This window comes from Streptomyces sp. NPDC050842, assembly GCF_044456565.1.
In the GTDB taxonomy this organism is placed as follows: Bacteria; Actinomycetota; Actinomycetes; order Streptomycetales; family Streptomycetaceae; genus Streptomyces.
The window spans coordinates 198,543-217,304 of the sequence record NZ_JBITGA010000002.1; the positions used below are offsets into that span (position 1 = coordinate 198,543).

Annotated in this window: 16 protein-coding genes; 15 read left to right on the forward strand and 1 reads right to left on the reverse strand. The window is 73.8% G+C overall.

Features of this window, described 5'->3' with window-relative positions; genetic code table 11:
• The first annotated feature begins 9 nt into the window (after window positions 1–9).
• The 4 genes from rox to ACIBG6_RS06175 all read left to right on the forward strand — a co-directional run bounded on the left by rox (window position 10) and on the right by ACIBG6_RS06175 (window position 5,068).
• Window positions 10–1,437 carry a rifampin monooxygenase gene (gene rox / locus ACIBG6_RS06160; protein WP_399221945.1) on the forward strand — a complete coding sequence of 476 codons (1,428 nt, stop codon included), beginning with the start codon at window positions 10–12 and terminating at the stop codon, window positions 1,435–1,437.
• A gap of 283 nt (window positions 1,438–1,720) precedes the next feature.
• Window positions 1,721–2,401, forward strand: coding sequence for a response regulator transcription factor (locus ACIBG6_RS06165; RefSeq protein WP_399221363.1), 681 nt, complete (start codon window positions 1,721–1,723; stop codon window positions 2,399–2,401).
• Entirely contained in the window at window positions 2,401–3,063 is a 663-nt protein-coding gene (locus ACIBG6_RS06170) for a DUF4255 domain-containing protein (protein ID WP_399221364.1), read from the forward strand. The genes ACIBG6_RS06165 and ACIBG6_RS06170 overlap by 1 nt, the downstream gene beginning before the upstream one ends.
• A 4-nt stretch (window positions 3,064–3,067) precedes the next feature.
• Complete coding sequence (locus ACIBG6_RS06175; RefSeq protein ID WP_399221365.1) at window positions 3,068–5,068, forward strand: ATP-binding protein; 2,001 nt, start codon at window positions 3,068–3,070, stop codon at window positions 5,066–5,068.
• Between the two features lie 92 nt (window positions 5,069–5,160).
• Here the strand turns inward: ACIBG6_RS06175 and ACIBG6_RS06180 are convergent, their stop codons facing one another.
• A complete protein-coding gene (locus ACIBG6_RS06180; protein WP_399221366.1) occupies window positions 5,161–6,861 on the reverse strand; it encodes a peptidoglycan-binding protein in 1,701 nt (566 codons plus the stop codon).
• Window positions 6,862–7,110: 249 nt separating this feature from the next.
• Here ACIBG6_RS06180 and ACIBG6_RS06185 point away from each other — a divergent pair, with 249 nt between their 5' ends.
• The 11 genes from ACIBG6_RS06185 (at window position 7,111) to ACIBG6_RS06235 (ending at window position 18,761) form a co-directional block, all read left to right on the forward strand.
• The gene (locus tag ACIBG6_RS06185; protein ID WP_399221368.1) at window positions 7,111–8,691 is read left to right on the forward strand and encodes a phage tail sheath family protein; all 1,581 of its coding nucleotides are present in this window, start codon (window positions 7,111–7,113) and stop codon (window positions 8,689–8,691) included.
• A gap of 102 nt (window positions 8,692–8,793) precedes the next feature.
• Complete coding sequence (locus ACIBG6_RS06190) at window positions 8,794–9,237, forward strand: phage tail protein (RefSeq protein WP_024754772.1); 444 nt, start codon at window positions 8,794–8,796, stop codon at window positions 9,235–9,237.
• A complete protein-coding gene (locus tag ACIBG6_RS06195) occupies window positions 9,237–9,656 on the forward strand; it encodes a hypothetical protein (RefSeq protein WP_399221370.1) in 420 nt (139 codons plus the stop codon). Before ACIBG6_RS06190 ends, ACIBG6_RS06195 begins: the two co-directional genes overlap by 1 nt.
• Entirely contained in the window at window positions 9,653–9,805 is a 153-nt protein-coding gene (locus ACIBG6_RS06200; RefSeq protein WP_017242135.1) for a DUF6760 family protein, read from the forward strand. Before ACIBG6_RS06195 ends, ACIBG6_RS06200 begins: the two co-directional genes overlap by 4 nt.
• Before the next feature lie 2,249 nt (window positions 9,806–12,054).
• On the forward strand, window positions 12,055–12,690 hold the full coding sequence (locus tag ACIBG6_RS06205) for a hypothetical protein (protein ID WP_399221371.1): 636 nt from the start codon (window positions 12,055–12,057) through the stop codon (window positions 12,688–12,690).
• Window positions 12,691–12,774: 84 nt separating this feature from the next.
• Window positions 12,775–13,212, forward strand: coding sequence for a phage tail protein (locus ACIBG6_RS06210; RefSeq protein ID WP_399221372.1), 438 nt, complete (start codon window positions 12,775–12,777; stop codon window positions 13,210–13,212).
• Window position 13,213: 1 nt separating this feature from the next.
• Window positions 13,214–13,954 (forward strand): LysM peptidoglycan-binding domain-containing protein, encoded by a 741-nt coding sequence (locus tag ACIBG6_RS06215; RefSeq protein WP_399221373.1) that lies wholly within the window; start codon window positions 13,214–13,216, stop codon window positions 13,952–13,954.
• On the forward strand, window positions 13,951–15,768 hold the full coding sequence (locus ACIBG6_RS06220) for a VgrG-related protein (protein ID WP_399221374.1): 1,818 nt from the start codon (window positions 13,951–13,953) through the stop codon (window positions 15,766–15,768). The genes ACIBG6_RS06215 and ACIBG6_RS06220 overlap by 4 nt, the downstream gene beginning before the upstream one ends.
• Window positions 15,769–15,781: 13 nt before the next feature.
• Window positions 15,782–16,180 (forward strand): GPW/gp25 family protein, encoded by a 399-nt coding sequence (locus ACIBG6_RS06225; RefSeq protein WP_024759521.1) that lies wholly within the window; start codon window positions 15,782–15,784, stop codon window positions 16,178–16,180.
• Between the two features lie 11 nt (window positions 16,181–16,191).
• Window positions 16,192–18,183: a putative baseplate assembly protein gene (locus tag ACIBG6_RS06230; RefSeq protein ID WP_399221375.1), complete on the forward strand. Its 1,992-nt coding sequence runs from the start codon at window positions 16,192–16,194 to the stop codon at window positions 18,181–18,183.
• Complete coding sequence (locus ACIBG6_RS06235) at window positions 18,180–18,761, forward strand: phage tail protein (protein WP_399221376.1); 582 nt, start codon at window positions 18,180–18,182, stop codon at window positions 18,759–18,761. The genes ACIBG6_RS06230 and ACIBG6_RS06235 overlap by 4 nt, the downstream gene beginning before the upstream one ends.
• The last annotated feature ends 1 nt before the right edge of the window (window position 18,762 follow it).

Below are 18,762 nucleotides of genomic sequence, written 5' to 3' on the forward strand. Positions count from 1 at the left end.
GAATTGATGATGCTCGACGTAGTCATTGCCGGCGGCGGACCGACCGGACTGATGCTGGCCGCCGAACTGCGGCTGCACGGTGTGCGGGTGGTCGTGCTGGAGCGGCTGACCGAGCCGACTCTTCAGCAGCGTGCGCGGGGCATCCACGCACGCAGTGTCGAGGTGATGGACCAGCGCGGCCTGCTCGACCGGTTCCGCGCGGTCGGCGAGCCGTTCTCGGTCGGCGCCCTGTTCTCCGCCATCACCAAGCCGTGGCCGGACGGGGTGGACACCGCGCACCCGTACGGTCTCCTGCTCCCGCAGACGGAGACGGAGCGGCTGCTCACCGAGCACGCCGTCGAGCTCGGCGCCGAGATCCGGCGCGGCAGCGAACTGGTCGGGCTGAGCCAGGACGAGGACGGGGTGACCGCCGAACTCGCCGACGGAACCCGGCTGCGGGCCCGCTACCTCGTCGGCTGCGACGGCGGTCGCAGCACGGTGCGCAAGCTGCTCGGCGTCGGTTTCCCCGGTCAGCCGGCCAGGAACGAGACGCTGCTCGGCGAGATGGCGCTCGCCGAGGACCCGGCGACGGTGGCCGAGGTGACGGCGGAGATCCGCACGACCAATGTCCGGTTCGGCACCATCCCCAACGGGGACGGCACGTACCGCGTCATCGTCCCCGCCGCGGACGTGAGCGAGGACCGTCCGGCCACGCCGACGCTGGAGGAGTTCACGGAGCGGCTCCGCGAGGTCGCCGGCACCGACTTCGGCGCGCACTCGCCGCACTGGCTCTCGCGGTTCGGCGACGCCAGTCGCCTGGCGGAGCAGTACCGGGTCGGCCGGGTGCTCCTGGCCGGCGACGCGGCGCACATCCACCCGCCGACCGGCGGGCAGGGCCTCAACCTCGGTGTGCAGGACGCGTTCAACCTCGGCTGGAAGCTGGCCGCCGAGGTGAACGGCTGGGCGCCGGAGGGGCTGTTGGACACCTACCACGCCGAACGGCACCCGGAGGGCGAGCGCGTACTGACCAGCACCCTCGCGCAGGGCGTGCTCCTGGAGGACACCCCCGGCGCGAAGGCCCTGCGGGAGCTGTTCTCGAAGCTCCTGGACTTCGAGGAGGTCAACCGCTACATCACGGAGTCGATCACCGCGGTCGGGGTCCGCTACGACCTCGGCGAGGGCCACGAACTGCTCGGCCGGCGGCTGCGGGACCTGGAGTTGAAGCAGGGGCGCCTGTACGGGCTGATGCACGCCGGGCGCGGGCTGCTGCTCGACCGGACCGGCCGGCTCTCGGTGGAGGGCTGGGCGGACCGGGTCGACCACGTCGTCGATGCCACGGAGGAACTCGACGTACCCGCCGTGCTGCTGAGGCCTGACGGCCACGTCGCCTGGGTGGGCGAGGACCAGCGGGACCTCGTCGCCCAGCTGCCGAAGTGGTTCGGTACCGCCGCGAGTTGAGCGGAGCAGGTCGCGACCCCCCTCACGTGACGCGAGCCACACGGCCTGAGGGATGGCACGCCGTCGGGCGGGGGGTCCGATCGGCGGCAGTGGAACGTTAGCGCGACGTCAGCGGGACGTGAGCACCGCTGACGAGACTGGTAGGGACCACAGTGGCCGGCGAGCCGGCCATGGACCAGCAGAACACAGGGGGCCCCACCATGCGCGCCGACCAGCGGCCGCGAGACACCGGCATGCCCGTTTCCATCGCCGTGCCCGGGTGCCTGACCACACCCGGACCGTCATGGCGCAGGCGAAAGGGCTGGTAACCGGAGTGCTCAACACGCGGGTGACGGTGACCGTCCACGCATCCGATCCGCTCAGCAAGGCCGGGCTCATCAGCCACCTGCGGCACCAGCCGACGGTCGACTTCGTCCCCGAGCAGGACGACGGGAGCCGGGACTCCCCGGCGGTGGCCGTGATGCTGGCCGACCGGATCGACGAACCCACCACGGCCGAACTGCGGCGCCTGCTGCGCGGCAGGGAGCAGCGCGTCGTCCTCGTCGCGCGGGAGCTGCGCGAACCCGACCTGCTCGCGGTGGTCGAGTACGGGGTGCGCGCCATCATCTGGCGGCACCAGGCGACCGAGCAGCGGCTGCTGAGTGCCGTGCACAGCGCGGCCCGAGGCGAGGGCGAGCTGCCGCCGGACCTGGTCAGCCGTCTGCTGAACCAGGTGGGGCGGCTCCAGCGCGCGACCACGGCGGGGACGGCCACCGGCGGGGCGGTGCCGCTCTTCGGGATGGCGCCGCGCGAGGTGGACGTCCTGCGGCTGCTCGCCGAGGGCCTGGACACCCGGCAGATCAGCGAGAAGCTCGCGTACTCCGAGCGCACCGTCAAGAACATCCTGCACGCGCTGATGACGCGGCTCCAGCTCACGAACCGGGCGCATGCCGTCGCGTACGCGCTCCGCGAAGGCTACATCTGATGATCCATGAGATCGACGAGGCACTGCGCCGGTTGCTCGGGCCCGCAGTCACGGGCGACATCGCCTTCGACGCGCCGACCCGCGACTGGGCGGCGCGCCGCAACTCCCCCACGCTGAACGCCTATCTGTACGACATCCGGGAGGACGTGGCGCGGCGGGAGCGCGGCGCCTACGCCGAGCGGGACGCCAACGGGATCGTGACGCGCAGGCGTCAGCCGCCGCGGTGGTTCCGGCTCTCGTACCTGGTGACCGCCTGGACGGCCCGGCCGGAGGACGAACACCGGCTGCTCTCGGGCGCGCTGGCGCTGCTGCTCCCCCACGAGGTGCTGACCGGCGACGCGGTGCCGGAGTCGGTGCGGCCGATCACCGAGTCCCTTCCGCTCTCCGTCGCGATGCCGCCCGCGGAGTCACGGTCGCTGGCGGACATCTGGTCGGCGCTCGGCGGCGAGCTCAAGCCCTCCCTGGACGTCGTGGTCAGCACGCCGTTCCCGGTCACCCCGGTGTACGAGGTGGCGCCGCCGGTCACCGAGGGGGCGGCACTCGTCGTACGCGGGATCGACGGCGTGCCCGGCGACTCCAGGCCCCGGATGATGCGGCGCTCGGTGACCGCCGTGAGCACCGCGGCCACCGCCCGCGGCACGCACGACGAGAACGGGAGGTGACGGCGTGCTGGAGCTGATCGCCGCGCTGCGCGCGCGGGTCGCCGCACTCGTGGACGCCCGCGCCGCCGGAGACCCCACGGCGGGCGATCCGCTGCGCGGCCTCTACATCACCGAGGAGACGGCACGCCGGATCGCGGCGGAGCCGGTGCGCGCGGCGGCGGGCGCGACGGGGGGCGACGCCGCCGTCACACTGCCGGACACCAGCGGTTCCGACCGGCTCGCGGCGCTCGCCCGGACCTTCGGGCTTTCCGCACTCGACGCGCACGTCCTCGTCGCGGCGCTCGCGCCCGATGTGGACCGGGGCTTCGAGGCGCTGTACGGGTATCTCAATGACGATGTCGGACGGCGCCGTGCCACGGTGGCGCTCGCCCTCGACCTCGCCGGCACCGGCCCCTTCGACCCGGCGGCCCGGGACCGCTTCCACCCGGCCGCACCCCTGCTCGCCGGAGGGTTGCTGGTCCTGGAGGACGAGGACCGGCCGCTGCCGGGGCGGGCACTGCGTGTGCCGGAGCGTCTGGTGGCGCATCTGTTGGGCGACGACAGCCGGTTGGACGCGGAACTGCTCGGCGCGGGCGTGGAGTTGCTGCCGCCGATCGGGGCGGGCGAGGCACGGACGACTGATGCGCCCGTGACGCTCGGCGCGCGGGTCGCGGCCGCCGGGCCCGTCACCGTACACCTGCGGGAGCGCGTGCCCGGTGCCGCCACCGATTCCGTCGTGACGGCGCTGCGCGCTGCCGGGCGGCCCGTGCTCCGGTACCGGCCTGAGCGTGTCGACGTCGCTGCGGCGCGCGCCCTGCTGCGCGAGGCGCGGCTTCGCGGGGCCGCAGTGGTCGTCGAGCCGCTGCCTCCACAACCCGGGTCACTGGTAAGGGCGTTGGCCTCGTCCGGGGCCACGGTGGTCCTCGCGGGCACCGACGCGCCCGACCCCCGGTGGGCGCCGGACGCGGAACTGCTCGCACTCGACGCCCCGGACAGCGCCGCGGGTCCCGCAGCCGACCTCTGGCACCACGAACTGGATGCACGGGACGGCGACTTCGACCTGGACGAGGCCACCGCGCCGTACCGGCTCAGCGGCGACCAGGTCCGCAGGGCGGCTCGCTCGGCACGGGCGCTCGCGGCCTTCGAGGGCACCGCGCCGACCCTCGCGCAGGTGCAGCGCAGCGCCCGGCTCGTCTCCGCGCCGCTCCTGGACAGCCATGCGAGGCGGATCCGGCCCGCCGTCGGATTCGCCGATCTCGTCCTGCCCGAGGCGCCGTTGGGGTTGCTGCACGAACTGACCGGGCGGGCCCGCAACCGGGACCGGGTGCTCGGCGAGTGGCGGCTGCGCACCGGTGGCGGACGCGGGCGCGGTGTCGTCGCGCTCTTCGCCGGCGAATCGGGCACCGGAAAGACGCTGGCCGCCGAGGTCGTCGCGGGCGAACTGGGCCTGGACCTCTATGTGGTGGACCTGTCGTCGGTGGTCGACAAGTACGTCGGCGAGACGGAGAAGAACCTGGAACGGATCTTCGTCGAGGTGGACCGCACCGACTGCGTACTGCTCTTCGACGAGGCCGACGCGGTGTTCGGCAAGCGGTCGGAGGTGAAGAGCTCGCACGACCGGTACGCCAATCTGGAGAGCGCCTATCTGCTCCAGCGGCTCGAGTCGTTCGCCGGGATCGCGGTGCTCACCACCAACCTGCGGGCCAACATCGACGAGGCGTTCACCCGCCGGCTCGACCTGGTCGTGGACTTCCCGTTCCCGGACGCCGGGCAGCGGGTGGCGCTGTGGCACTCCTGCCTGGCGGGCACGCCGAAGGCCGACGGCCTCGATGAGGAGATCGCGCGCTGCGCGGCGGAGTTCGAGCTCGCGGGCGGCGCGATCCGGTCGGCGGCGGTGACGGCCGGATACCTGGCGGCGGCGCGCGGCTCGGCCGTGACCGCGGAGGACGTACGGGCCGGGGCGCGGCGCGAGTACGAGAAGGCGGGACGGCTGGTGCACGACGCGGGCATGCCCTGGGCACCGTAGGAACCTGGGGTGAGCGTGCCCCCTGAGACGCGTCGAGGGGGCCACCCGTGCGGGTGGCCCCCTCGACGCGTTCACGTCCCTCGCCCGTCAGTTCACCTCTTCACGCTGCCGCCGACCATCTTCTTGAGAGTGTCCGAGTTGACGGTCCCGGTAGCCGGCAGCCCGACGGCCGACTGGTACTGCTTGATGTGGTCGGCGACTTGGGTGCTGTACTTGCTGGTCTTGTCGCGCCCCTCACGGAAGTGGTCGATGCCGTACTGGGCGTTGGTGCGCGCCACGACCATGTCGCCGTCGTCGAAGCCGCGGTTGATCGCCCACCAGAAGGCCGCCATCAGCTGAGTGGTCTGCCAGGTGGTGGTGCCGGGCTTCACCGAGTCGACGGTGATCCCCTGGGCCCACAGAGAGGTGAGCGTGGCCCGGCCGAGCTCGCCCTCCGTGTCGGTGTGGAAGATCGCGGCGGAGTTCTTCCCCTTGTTCTCACCGTCCGAGACGACGAGGTTCTGGTAGCAGACCAGGGAGTCGCGGGTCCGCGTGTCGATCACTCCCCTGGTCCAACCCGGCTTGAGGTCACAGGCGTTGTCGAGGGCGGCCAGCCGCTCCTGGGCGAACTCGACGACGATCTCCGGCGCGTCCCCCATGCGCCACGGCGGTTCGTTCCTCACCGGGGCGGGCGGGGGCGTGGTCTGCTTGTTCCCGCCGTCGCCGGTGCCCGGTCCTGGTGCGGTGATCTCGCCGCCGTCCTGCACGGGCTGGGTCGGTGCGCTTTCCCGGGGTTCGGCTTCGATCGTTTCGCCGCCCGAATTGCCGCCGTCTCCACCGCCGCCACCGCCGCCGTCATTCCCGCCGTCTCCGCCGCCCCCACCACCGTCTCCGCCGGCGGGCGGCGGCGCCGCCCCGTCCACGGGGGGCGGGGCGCCGCCGGACTCGTTCCCGCCGGCCGGCGGCCCTCCGGTCTCGCTGGGCGGCGGGGGTGCCTCGGGGAGCGCGTCCCCACTGCCCTGCGGCGCGGGCCTGGGCGCTCCCGTCGACTGGATCTCCTTGGCCGCGCTGACGATCTTCGGCGAGAAGTTGAACCAGAGGACGACGAAGGCGATCACGGCGGTCAGCAGGAGTCCGCCCGCCACCACCAGCCAGTTCCCGAGGACGGGACGCTGGTCGAACGTGGCGTCGACGTCGAGGGCGGTGTCGTCACCCGCCCGCCGCACCGACACGGTGAACCGGTGCGACTCCTCGGCGCCGGTCCACCGCACGGACTGCGGCCGGACCACGAGCTCGCCGAAGGCGGCGCGGCCCGGGGCGATCTGCACGGCGTTGGGCCGTACGTCGAAGGTGAGGCGGTTCGTCTCGTCGCGGGCCACGAGGGACGCGGTCAGCGGAGTGTTGCCGAGGTTGTCCACGGCGATCCGGGCCCGGCCGCGGAAGCGGCCGATGAGCGCGGGCGGCAGCAGTTCGGCGCGCGTCTCGGTGAAGGGCGTGAGGGTCAGCCGGCCCTCCACCACGTCCCGGGCGGCGGTGTTCTCCCGGGGGTCGACACGGATGCCGTAGGCGACGGGTCCGGCCTCCACGTCCGAGGAGCGGGGCGGGGCGAACGAGATCTCGGCGGTCCCCTCGCTGCCCGGATAGAGGCGGAGGACGTCCGGCTCCACCCGGGCCCAGCCCGAGGGTTTGCCGACGATCGAAAGCCGGTACTCCTCGACGGTATCCCCGGTGTTGCGTACCCGCAGGCGGGCGGAGGTCCGGGCCCCTGGCTCGACGGTCACATCGGCCGGGTCCAGAGAGGTCCACATGGTCATGGGCGAAGGCTAGGGGGACGAGTACGGTGCGCGGCTGCCCGAAAGTCCCTGTTCGCGGGCAGCATCGCGTGCCCGCGCCGCCCCCTGGGGCGACCCTTCGGGCACGGGACTTTCGGGCACGTTCTCCTGCCCTCGTGCCCGCCCGTTCATTCCTCCCGCGAGGCACGGTCCGCAGGGGAGAGTCGGCCGTGTCGGAGCGCCGCGACAACGCCGATGCCGACCGACCCCACCAGCGAGGAGCAACCGACCGTGCCCACCTACCTGTCCCCCGGCGTCTACGTCGAGGAAGTCGCCAGCGGCTCCCGTCCCATCGAGGGCGTCGGGACCTCCGTCGCCGCGTTCGTCGGCCTCGCGCCCGTCGGACCGCTCAACGAGCCGGTGCTCGTCACCAACTGGTCCCAGTACGTGGCCTCGTTCGGCGACTTCACGGACGGGTACTACCTCGCGCACTCCGTCTACGGGTTCTTCAACAACGGCGGCACCGCGGCCTACGTCGTGCGCGTCGGCGGCGGGGACGCGCTGGGAGCCACGCAGGCCATCGGGTCCGCCGCACCCGCCGAGCCGCGGCTCGTCCCCGGTGAGGCCGTCGCGCTCGGCGCGTTCCGGGTGGCGGCGATCGCCTCCGGGTCGGAGACGGGCGGGGCGCTCACGGTCGAGGTGCAGGACGTCGAGGGCGACGCCGAGCGCTTCAAGCTGGTCGTCAAGGACGGCGAGAAGGTCGTGGAGAGCTTCGACGCCTCCGCGAAGAAGAGTGCCCGCAACTTCGTCGTGGCGCAGGTCAAGCAGCGCTCCAAGACCATCGTCCTGGAGGAGGCCGCGGCCGGCGGGCAGCTCGTCCGCCCCGACGCGCAGGCCGTGACGCTCGCTCCGCCCGCGCAGCTTCCTGCGCCGGTCGCGGCGGCGACCGGCGCGTCCGCCGCGCTGGAGTCCGGGCAGTTCATCGGCGATTCGGCCGACCGCACGGGCTTCGGCGGCCTGGAGGCGTACGACGAGATCAACATGGTGGCCGTGCCCGACCTGATGGCGGCCTACCAGCAGGGGCTCATCGACCTGGAGCAGGTCAAGGCCGTCCAGCTCGGTCTCATCGCGCACTGCGAGCTGATGGGCGACCGGATGGCGATCCTCGACCCGCCGCCCGCCCTCAACGCCCGCGACATCCGTACCTGGCGTCAGGAGACCGCCGGTTACGACTCGCGGTACGCGGCCCTGTACTACCCGTGGATCAAGTCGTTCGACCCGGCGACCGGCCAGACCCGTACGGTTCCGCCGTCCGGCCACATGGCCGGCGTGTGGGCCCGCAACGACTCCGAGCGCGGTGTCCACAAGGCCCCCGCCAACGAGATCGTGCGCGGCGCGGTCGACCTGGAGCTCCAGATCACGCGCGGCGAGCAGGACCTGCTCAACCCGATCGGCGTGAACTGCATCCGCGCGTTCCCGGGCCGCGGGATCCGGGTGTGGGGAGCACGGACGCTGGCCTCCGATCCGGCCTGGCGCTACCTGAACGTCCGCCGTTACTTCAACTACCTCGAGGAGTCCATCCTCGTCGGTACGCAGTGGGTCGTCTTCGAGCCCAACGACCAGTCCCTGTGGGCGCGGATCCGCCGCAACATCTCGGCGTTCCTCGTCAACGAGTGGCGCCAGGGAGCCCTGTTCGGCCAGCGTGCCGAGGACGCCTTCTACGTGAAGTGCGACGCCGAGACCAATCCCCCGGAGTCGGTCGACCTCGGTCGCGTGGTGTGCGAGATCGGCATCGCCCCCGTGAAGCCCGCCGAGTTCGTGGTCTTCCGCCTCGCGCAGTTCCAGGGCGGTGGCGGCGACCTGGAGGAGTAGGCCCCTGGCCCCTCAACGCCGCTGAGCGCTCCCTCCTCGCCACGACACGCCACCGCACGACCCCCAAGCCAGCACCCGCCACACGAACAGGAGTGATCCCCCATGTCCCTCGACACCGGTGACGCCCTCACTACCCACAATTTCGGCCTGCAGATCGACGGCGTGATGGTCGAGACCCTCCAGGAGATCAGCGGTCTCTCGATGGAGCAGGACGTCATCGAGTTCCAGCAGGTCTCGGCGGACGGCAAGCCGATGATCAAGAAGCTCCCCGGCGTGAAGAAGGCCGGCGAGTGCACGGTGACCCGCGGTGCGACGCAGTCCGCCGCCTTCACCGAGTGGATCGCGTCGTCCATCGCCGGCGACATGGGCGCGGCCCGCAAGGACGCGTCCATCATCTTCCTCGACTACCAGCTCAGCGAGGTGAAGCGCTACAACCTGCGCAACGCCTGGTGCACCAAGGTGGAGTTGAGCGCGACCAAGGCCGGTGACGCGGCGGCCCTGACCGAGCAGGTCACCATCACCTTCGAAGAGCTGACGCTCGGCTAATGCGACGCGAAGGATCGGCGGGTACGCCACAGCACCGCCAACAGGAGCCGCTCCGTACGGAGTTCGAGTTCGAGCTGCCGCGCGGGTTCGTCGACGAGGCGGGCACCGTGCACCGCAACGGGGCGATGCGGCTGGCCACGGCACGGGACGAGCTGCTCCCGCTGCGGGACATCCGGGTCCGCGAGAACCCGGCGTACCTGTCCGTGGTGCTGCTCGGCCGGGTGATCACCCGGCTGGGCACGCTCCCGTCGGTCCACGACGGGACGGTGGAGAACATGTTCGCCTCCGACCTCGCGTTCCTCCAGGACTTCTACCGGCAGATCAACGCGGAGGGCCACACCAGGGCGGCCGTCGCCTGCCCGCACTGCGAGGAGTCCTTCGAGGTCGAACTGGCCGGGAGCCGCCTGGGGGAATCGTGACGTACGCGGTCGACCGGATCGAGGAGGAGACCGCGTACCTCGCCTTCCACTTCCACTGGGGCATGGACGACATCCTCGACCTGGAGCACGCGGACCGGCGGAGGTACGTGGCTCAGGTGGCCTCGCTGGTGGAGCGGTCACAGGCGTAAGGGCTTTACGGGAAGGGAGGGTGGAGAGGATGGGCATGTTCGGGAAGTGGCGGGCGCGGAAGTCGCCCGGGGCGGAGGCCGGTGCCTCCGAGGAGAGCGCGGCGCCCGTCGCCCGCGCCACGGCGCCCGGCGACGCGTGGCGGGCGCTGCCGCCCGTGCAGCGGGTCGTCGACGCTCCGCGCACCATCGCGGAGCACGGCTTCGCCGCGTCGCTCGCGACCCACTGGAACCCCTCCTTCCAGACCGACCTCGGCCACGGCGCGGTGCCGGACGCCCCCGGCGGCCTGCTCCTGGACGCTGTGCGGCCTGTACCCCGGCAAGCGCCCAGCCCGGAGGGAACGGAGCCGCCGGAACTGCCGGGGCTGCGGCTTCCGGTGGCGGGGACGGCGTCCGGCGAGGCGGCGTCCGCGACGAGGGGTGTACGAACGGCGGCGCCGGCGACCGTGCAGCGCGCGGCCGCCCCTTCGGGCGCACGGAGCGCGGGGACGGGTGACCGCCCGGTACGGGGTGAGGCCGCGTCCGCTCCGGTACGGGGGGACAGCGCGCCCCGCGTGACCGGGCGCACGGACACGTCCCGATCAGCTCCGCCGTTCGGGTCACCCAGACCCTCACCCTCATCCTCACCGTCCACGTCTCCCTCACGTTCACCGTCCACATCTTCGGCGCCCTCTCCGTCTGCGCCCTCGACACGGCCGGCTCCCCCGGCGGTTCAACGGTCCGCCGCGCCCGTCGGCGATCCCGTACCGGCGACGGGGCCATCCACACCCGGGGCCAAGGCCGCTGTATCGGCCGTTGCGCCCGTCGGCGACACCGGCAGTGACCCCCGTCGGGGGGCGCCGACAACCAGTGCCGCACGCCCGGGACCCGTCCGGCCCGCGCCGCCTGCCCGGCGCTCGCCACTGGTCTCCGCGCGGCCCGTGCTGCCGCCCCGGCTCCTGGCCCCGGCCAGTCCCGCTCGGCCCGGTGGCACGGCCGCGCCGGCCACGACGCCCGTCCAGCGGGCGGCGGCCCCTTCGCGTACGCCCGAAGGTGGCTCGACCGCCCCGGCCGAAGCGCCGCCCATCACCGCACCGGGGCCCTCGGCTCCCGCGCGGTCCCAGAACGTCCCGGGCTCCGCTCCCCCCGCGGGGCCCGGGACACCTTCCACCCCGGTCGGCACGCCCGCCTCTCCCGTACAGCGCCGTCCCCCTGTACGCCGCTCACGGCGAGCCCCGGGCGCCGACTGGAACGCGACGGCGTCCACCCCGCCGCCTCCGGCGCCCCAGGCGTCCCCGGCAAACCTGGCGAGCCAGGCACCCGCAACGCCCCCACCGCCGACGACGCCGGCCGCTCCCGCGCGCCCTGCCGCCGAGGCGCCCCGTGCGAACCCGCCGGCCCGTCCCACCCCGGCCACCGCGACACCGCCTGCCGAGCCCGGACACGGCACGACCGTGCAACGCGCCGCCACCGCGCCCACACCTCCCGCCGCACCGGTCGGCCCGGTCAGGCCGACGACCCCGGCTACACCCGTTCGCCCGGTCGCCGAGGCGCCCCGTGCGAACCCGCCGGCCCGTCCCACCCCGGCCACCGCGACACCTCCCGCCGAGCCCGGACACGGCACGACCGTGCAACGCGCCGCCACCGCGCCCACACCTCCCGCCCGTCCGGCCGCCGAGGCGTCCCCGGCAGCGAATCCTGCTACCCGGCCGGGCGCTGCCGCCGCGACGCCTCCGGCCCGGCCGGGACTCGGGGCCCCCGTGCGGCGCGCTGCCCCCGACGCACGCGCGCCCCTGACGGGTCCCGCTCCGCGAAGGTCCCCCATCGGGGCGCCGATCCCGCGCGCGGCCGCAAGCCCCGAGCCCTCCCGCCCTGCCGCACCCGCACCCGCACCCGCACCCGCACCCGAGTCGGCACCGGTCCAACGGGCGGCCGCGTCTCGTCCTCCCGTTCCGGGCACTCCGAACACGCCGGCCGTGCACGCGCAGGGCGCGCCCAGCCACCCGCCTCGTCCGGCAGAGCCGAGTTCCTCGGCGACCCCGCCGACGCCGACCGCACCCACGGCCCCGAGCCCGAAGCGCCCCGGGGTCACCACGCCCATCCCACCTGTCGTCCAGCGCGCCCCCTCGACCTCGGCCGCCGCTCCGGCTTCCCCGAGCCTCCCAACCGGCCCGGGCACCTCGGCCACCCCGGCACCAGTACCAGCACCGGCCCCGTCGCGGACCAGCCCCACCGCGCCCCGCGCCACCCCCGCGCCCGCCCCTCTCGTCACCGTGACCGACCTCCCCCGGGCCACGGCACCCACCGTGCAGCGCCGGTCCGCACGTCCGCTCGCCTCCGGCCGGCCGCTCGCCCCGAACCTCCCGGGCCCCGCGAGCGCCCCCACCGTCCCCACTGTCCCCGCCGTACGCACCGGACCAGGCCACCGCGCGGCGGCCGCGCCCCTTTCCGCGCCGCTCCCCGCCGTTCCCCTCGTCACACCGGCGCCCGCCCCCACCGTCCAGCGCAGCGCCGCCCCGGCTCCCGCCGTCAGCCCACGGCCCGTCGTGCCGATCGGCCCGCCCGCCGCCGCGCAGCCCGTCGCCCGACCCGTGTCGATCCAGCGTCAGAGCGCTCCCGTGACCGATCCGCCCGTCCCTCCCGCGACACCCGCCCCCGCTCAAGCCCCCGCTCCTCGGCCGGCCCCCCGCGCCACCACGGTCACCCGCACCGCCGCCCCCGGGCCGCCCACCGTGCAGCGCAGCGCCACCACCCCGGCCGCCGCCCCACCCTCCCCCACCGACAGCGAATCACCCACGCAACTCGACGAGTTGGCCCGTCGGCTCGTCACCCCGCTCTCCCGTCTCCTCCGCGCGGAGCTCCGCGCCGACCGCGAACGGGTGGGCCGTCTCCGGGACCACGGCCACTGACCGGACCTCGCCGGCCCGGCCACCTCCCCAGCCACCGCGCGGCCACCGCCCGACCCCGACCGAACTACCGAGAGAACCGCCACCATGCCCACGCAGCAGGACCCCGCATCCACCGTCTTCTTCAAGCTCACGATCGACGGCCAGGACCTCGGCCTGTTCAACGGCTGCGACGGCCTCGCCTCCGAGGTCGAGGTGGAGCAGCGCCAGGAGGGCGGCATCAACGGGTTCGTCTGGCAGCTGCCCACGCGCGTGACCTTCTCCACCATCCGCCTCACCCGCCCCCTCACCGCCGACACCGCCAAGGTGGCCGCCTGGATCTCGTCCCTGGCCACGGGCATCACCCGTCCGACGGCGCAGATCGCGGCCCTGCGCGCCGACGGGTCGATCGTCGCCCAGTGGGGTCTGGTCGAGGTGCTGCCGGTCCGCTGGACGGGTCCGACGCTCGACCCGGCGAGCCCGGCCGTCGCCACCGAGACCCTGGAGATCGCGCACCACGGGTTCACCGACGCGGGAGGCGCCTGAGATGGCCGGCCTCCTGGGCGCCCTGGCCGCGCGCGGACTGTCGCGCGCCTCGCTCGCCATCCATCAGCCGCCCACCGATCTCGGCGGCTCCATCGGCGGCAGGCTGGGCGAGGTGAAGTTCCAGTTCAACCCGGACCAGCTCCAGTTGAGCCGGTCCGCGAACTGGCACACCGAGCCGGCCGTCGCGTACACGCGGGGCGCGCCGCCGAAGTTCACCGGCAGCCAGCCGGCCCAGCTCCAGCTGGAGGTCTTCCTCGACCGCTCCGGCGACCCGACCTCCAACGACGTGCAGCAGCAGGTGGAACTGCTGCTGTCCTGCTGCGAGGTGACCCAGCAGAGCATCAGCGCGAAGGCGCCGTCGCCGCCGTGGGTGAAGTTCTCCTGGGGGTCGTTCTCGACGGTGCGGTTCGTCGCGTACGTCACCTCCGTCTCCGCGACGTACACCCTCTTCAGCCCCAGCGGCATTCCGATCCGCGCCACGTGTGCGCTCTCGCTCACCGAGGTCTCCACCGCCACCAAGGGGCAGAACCCGACCTCGGGCGCGCTCTCGGCCCGGCGTGTGCACCGCACGGTCGCCGGGGACTCCCTGGCCTCTCTCGCCTGGCGGGAGTACGGCGACGCGACCCGCTGGCGGGTCATCGCCGAGGCGAACGGCATCGACGACCCGATGCGGCTGCGCCCCGGCACGGAACTGCTGCTCCCTTCCACCACCGAAACGCCGGAGACCGAGGGCACCTCATGAGCGAGAAGACCTTCACGACCGTCCTGCACGTGCAGCTGGACGGCACGCCCCTCCCGGACCCGCTCGCGGTCCGTCTCACCGAGGGCTGGGTGGACGCGAGCGTCAACGTCCCGTCCGCCTTCCAGCTGACGTTCAGCGACAAGGACGGCATCCTCACCGCGAAGTTCCCCTACCTGAAGGTCGGCGCGATGGCGGTGCTGTCGCCGTTCACCGACGGGCGGCTCGGCGAGCCCATGCTCACCGGGGAGGTCACCGCCGTCGAGGTGGACGCGTCACCCGGCCACGGGCGGTACCTGATCGTGCGCGGTTACGACCCCGGGCACCGGCTCCTGCGCAGCCGGCGCGTCGAGGGCTACCCGAACATGACCGCCTCCGACATCGTCCGGAAGCTCGCCGCCCTCAACCGGATCCCGCTCGGCAAGGTCGACGCCACCCCGACGGTGTACGAGCTGGCGACCCAACCCAACATCACCGACTGGGACTTCCTGTCCCGGCTCGCGCGCGAGAACGACGTCCGGCTCTCGCTCGACCCGGCCGGCCGGCTCGTCTTCGCCGCGCTGCCCCCGGCGTCCTCCGCACCGGCCGACACCACGCCGGCCGCGCAGAGCCCGTACGTCCTGGACTTCGGCTCCAACACGCTGCACAGCCGGGTCTCGGTGACGGCCGCCGGGCAGGTCGGGAAGGTCGACGTGCGGGGCTGGGATCCCCGTACGAAGCAGGCGCTGGCCTCGCCGACCCCTGCCCTGGCGAGCCGGGACATCGTCTCCGACATCACTCCCGCGCAGCTCGTCGCACCCTTCGGTCCGGCGGAACTCGCCGCGACCGGCACGCCGTTCACCACGCAGTCGGAGGTGGCACAGGCCGCCGCCGCGCTCGCGGACGACGTCACCGGCTCGTTCGCGGAGGTCGAGGTCGCCGTCACCGGCAACCCCGCTCTGAAGCCGGGGCAGCCGGTGGCCGTGAAGGGCGCGGGCTTCCCCTTCGAGGGGCGCTACACCGCGACCGGGGTGCGCCATGTCTTCGCGTCGGGGCGGCAGTTCACCACCTGGCTGACGGTGTCCGGGCGGCAGTTCCGTTCGCTGTACGGGACGGCCTCCGGCGGCGGCGAGCCGGCGCCGCCCATGCCGGGCGTCGCGGTGGCGCTGGTCACGAACACGAAGGACCCGCTGTCGCTCGGCCGGGTCCGGCTGCGTTTCCCGTGGCTGTCGGCGACGTACGAGAGCGGCTGGTGCCGGGTCGCCCAGCTCGGCGGGCGCGGGGGCGGCGGTCTCGTCCTGCCGGAGGTGGACGACGAGGTGTTGTGCGCCTTCGACCGGGGGTCGCTGGAGCACCCCTACGTCCTGGCGGGGCTGTACAACGGCGTCGACCGGCACACCCCGGCCACCGACCGCGTACCGCCGGTCGATCCGACGAGCGGTCGGGTCCAGTGGCGGGCCCTGACGTCCCGTACCGGTCACACCGTGGAGCTGCGCGAGGAGGGCGGCCGGACGCGCGCGTCGCACGGCATCCGGCTGCGCACCGCGAAGGGGGGACTGAGCGTCGAGCTGAACGAGGCCCGGACGACCCTGACCATCGACAGCGACGGGACGGTCACGATCTCCGGAGCCCGGGGCGTGACGGTCGAGTCGGGGACCGATCTGACGCTCTCCGCGAAGGGGCTGATCACCCTCGACGCGGGGCGCGGCGTGGAGATCAAGGCCGGGATGAAGTTCAAGGTCTCGGCGGTGACCCAGGTCGCCGTCAACACCCTGGCCTTCAATACCTCGACGCCCCCGCTGCTCAACCCCGTCGCCGCGGCCCTGCCGCTGATCTGAGGAGGTCCGACCCATGAGTGAGCACTTCGTCGGCGCGGGCTGGGCCTTCCCGCTGCGCACCGGTCCGAGCGGCTCCATCGCCCTCGTCCGGCGCGATCGCGAGATCGAGGAGTCGATGCGCCTGGTGCTCGCCACGGCGCCGGGCGAGCGGCCGATGCGGCCCGAATTCGGCTGCGCGGTGCACGAGTTGGTGTTCTCTCCGGTCAACGACGCGACGATGGGCCGGGTCCGGTACGAGGTGATGTCCTCGCTCGACCGCTGGGAGCCGCGCATCGAGGTGGAGGACGTCACGGTCGCGCCCGCGCCCACGGACCCGACCACCCTGTACATCGACGTCCGTTACCGGGTGCGAGGCGCGAACAATCCGCGCAATCTCGTCTTCCCCTTCTACGTCATCCCCTCCGAGGACTGAAAGAGCCACCCATGGCCCTGCCCGCACCCCATCTCGACGACCGCCGCTTTCAGCAGTTCGTCGACGACGCCAAGCGCTACATCCAGCAGGCGTGCCCCGAGTGGACCGACCACAACGTCTCGGACCCGGGCGTCACTCTGGTGGAGGCCGTCGCGCACATGGCGGACCAGCTCGTCTACCGCCTCAACCGGGTCCCGGAGAAGAACCACCTGGCCTTCCTGGACCTCCTTGGCGTGACGCTGTTCCCGCCCGCCGCCGCCCGCGCCGAGATCACCTTCCGGCTCTCCGCGCCGCAGCCCGAGCCGGTGCTGCTGCCCGCCGGCACGGAGGTCTCCACGGGGCGTACGGAGACGGAGGAGGCCGTGGTCTTCGCGACGAGCTCCGATCTGACTGTCGTGCCCTGCGAGTTGACGCACCTGTTGCGGCAGGAGGCGGGAGGCACGCCCGAGGACCGCTCGCAGGACCTCCGGGGCGGCGATGACGTCGCCGCATTCTCTCCTCTGCCGCGCGTCGGCGATCTGCTGCTCCTCGGGCTTTCGGCTGCCGTGCCGGACTGCGTGCTCGTCCTCGACCTGGACAGCCGTGTCGACGGCGTCGGAGTGGACCCGCGCCGGCCTCCGCTCGTGTGGGAGGCGTGGACGGCGGCCGAGGGATGGACGGCGTGCGAGGTCGACGAGGACACCACGGGCGGGCTCAACCGGCCGGGCGAGGTGGTGCTGCACATGCCGTCCGGGCACGCGGTCTCGCGGCTCGGCGGGCACGCGGCGGGCTGGGTGCGGTGCCGGGTCGTGGACGCCGTCGAGGGGCTGCCGTCCTACAGCGAGTCGCCGACCGTGCGGGCGGCGGGCGCGTTCACCATCGGCGGCACGGTCCGCGCGGCGCACGCCGAGACGGTGCGGAGCGAGCAGCTCGGCGAGTCCGAGGGCGTCCCCGGGCAGCGGGTGCGGCTCGCGCACGCGCCGGTCGTGGACCGCCCGCCGCTGCTGCTCCAGGTCGCGGAGCGGGCGACGGGCGGGGCCACGGACGAGGAGGATCCCGACGGCGGCTGGGAGGAGTGGACCGTGGTCCGCGACTTCGCCTCCTCGCGCCCCGGCGACCGGCACTACACGCTGGACGCGACGACCGGCGAGGTCGCCTTCGGCCCGTGCGTGCGCCAACCGGACGGCACCCTGCGGCAGTTCGGGGCCGTGCCGCCGAAGGGCGCGGCGATCCGCGCGGCCCGGTACGGGACCGGTGGCGGCCGAGCGGGCAATGTGGCCCGTTCCACGATCACCGTGCTCCGCAGCTCCATCCCGTACATCGCGCGGGTCGAGAATCGCGAGGCGGCGCGTGGCGGCGTCGACGGGGAGACCGTCGAGGAGGCCAAGGCCCGCGCGCCGATCACCCTGCGGGCGCAGGAGCGGGCGGTCACCGCCCGCGACTACGAGGAGCTGGCGCGGCGGGCCGCGCCCGAGGCGGCGCGGATCGCCTGTCTGGCGGCGGACACGGCCGAGGCCGGCGAGAACGCGGTCCGGGTCCTGGTGGTCCCGCAGGCGGTGCCGGACCGGGGCGGGCGGCTGCGGTTCGAGCAGCTCGTGCCGGGCGACGAACTCCTGTCCCGGGTGACGGGATTCCTGGACGAGCGGCGCCCGCTGGGCACCCGGCTCGCCGTGGGGCCGCCGTTCTACCAGGGGGTGACGGTGGTGGCGACGCTGCACTCCTTCCGGGCGGCCGAGGCGGAGCGCGTACGGGCCGAGGCGCTGGACACGCTGTACGCGTACCTGGACCCGCTGACGGGCGGGGCGCACGGCGAGGGCTGGCCGTTCGGGCGCCCGCTGCGGGCCGGGGAGGTCTTCGCGGCGCTCCAGCGGGTGCCGGGCGTGGAGCTGGTGGACGAGGTCCTGCTGCATCCGGCCGATCCGCTGACGGGCCGGCGCGGCGACACGACGGACCGGATCGAGCTGGCGCCGTCGGCGCTGCTCTTCCCGTTCGACCACCGCGTGCGTGTGATCGAGGCGCGGTGAGCGGGTCCGCGCGGGGTACGGCGCGGGGTACGGTGCCGGGGCTCGCGACGCCGTACCCGCTGGGGGCGGCGCTGCCCGCCGTCTACGCCGAGGACGACTTCGGGCAGCGGTTCGTGTCCGGCCTCGACGTGGTCCTCGCTCCGCTGTTCACCGTCCTGGACTCGCTGGAGGCGTACTTCTCGCCCGCGCTCGCCCCCGCCGACTTCGTGGACTACCTCGCGACCTGGGTGGGCGCGGAACTGGACGGCACGGAGCCGCTTCCGCTGCGCCGCCACGCGGTCGCCTCGGCCGTGGCACTGCACCGGGTCCGCGGCACCCGGCAGGGTCTCGCGGCAGCGGTCCGGCTCGCGTTCGGCGTCCCGCCGGAGATCACCGAGAGCGGTGGCGCGAGCTGGTCGGCCCGCCCGCTCGGCGCGTTCCCCGGGTCGCCCGAGGCCGGGCTGCATGTCGTCCTCCGGGTCGCCGACCCGGCCGCGGTGGACCCGCACCGCCTGCGCGCGGTCGTGGGCGCGGCCCGCCCCGCGCACCTGCCGTTCACGGTCTCGGTGACCACTTCCCGTACTTCCGAAGGAGCCTGAA

Coding starts and splice junctions, on each gene's coding strand:
- ACIBG6_RS06195 (WP_399221370.1), top strand. CDS start 9,237: ATGCGACGCGAAGGATCGGCGGGTACGCCACAGCACCGCCAACAGGAG.
- rox (WP_399221945.1), top strand. CDS start 10: ATGCTCGACGTAGTCATTGCCGGCGGCGGACCGACCGGACTGATGCTG.
- ACIBG6_RS06165 (WP_399221363.1), top strand. CDS start 1,721: ATGGCGCAGGCGAAAGGGCTGGTAACCGGAGTGCTCAACACGCGGGTG.
- ACIBG6_RS06210 (WP_399221372.1), top strand. CDS start 12,775: ATGCCCACGCAGCAGGACCCCGCATCCACCGTCTTCTTCAAGCTCACG.
- ACIBG6_RS06170 (WP_399221364.1), top strand. CDS start 2,401: ATGATCCATGAGATCGACGAGGCACTGCGCCGGTTGCTCGGGCCCGCA.
- ACIBG6_RS06190 (WP_024754772.1), top strand. CDS start 8,794: ATGTCCCTCGACACCGGTGACGCCCTCACTACCCACAATTTCGGCCTG.
- ACIBG6_RS06225 (WP_024759521.1), top strand. CDS start 15,782: ATGAGTGAGCACTTCGTCGGCGCGGGCTGGGCCTTCCCGCTGCGCACC.
- ACIBG6_RS06180 (WP_399221366.1), bottom strand. CDS start 6,861: ATGACCATGTGGACCTCTCTGGACCCGGCCGATGTGACCGTCGAGCCA.
- ACIBG6_RS06215 (WP_399221373.1), top strand. CDS start 13,214: ATGGCCGGCCTCCTGGGCGCCCTGGCCGCGCGCGGACTGTCGCGCGCC.
- ACIBG6_RS06230 (WP_399221375.1), top strand. CDS start 16,192: ATGGCCCTGCCCGCACCCCATCTCGACGACCGCCGCTTTCAGCAGTTC.
- ACIBG6_RS06220 (WP_399221374.1), top strand. CDS start 13,951: ATGAGCGAGAAGACCTTCACGACCGTCCTGCACGTGCAGCTGGACGGC.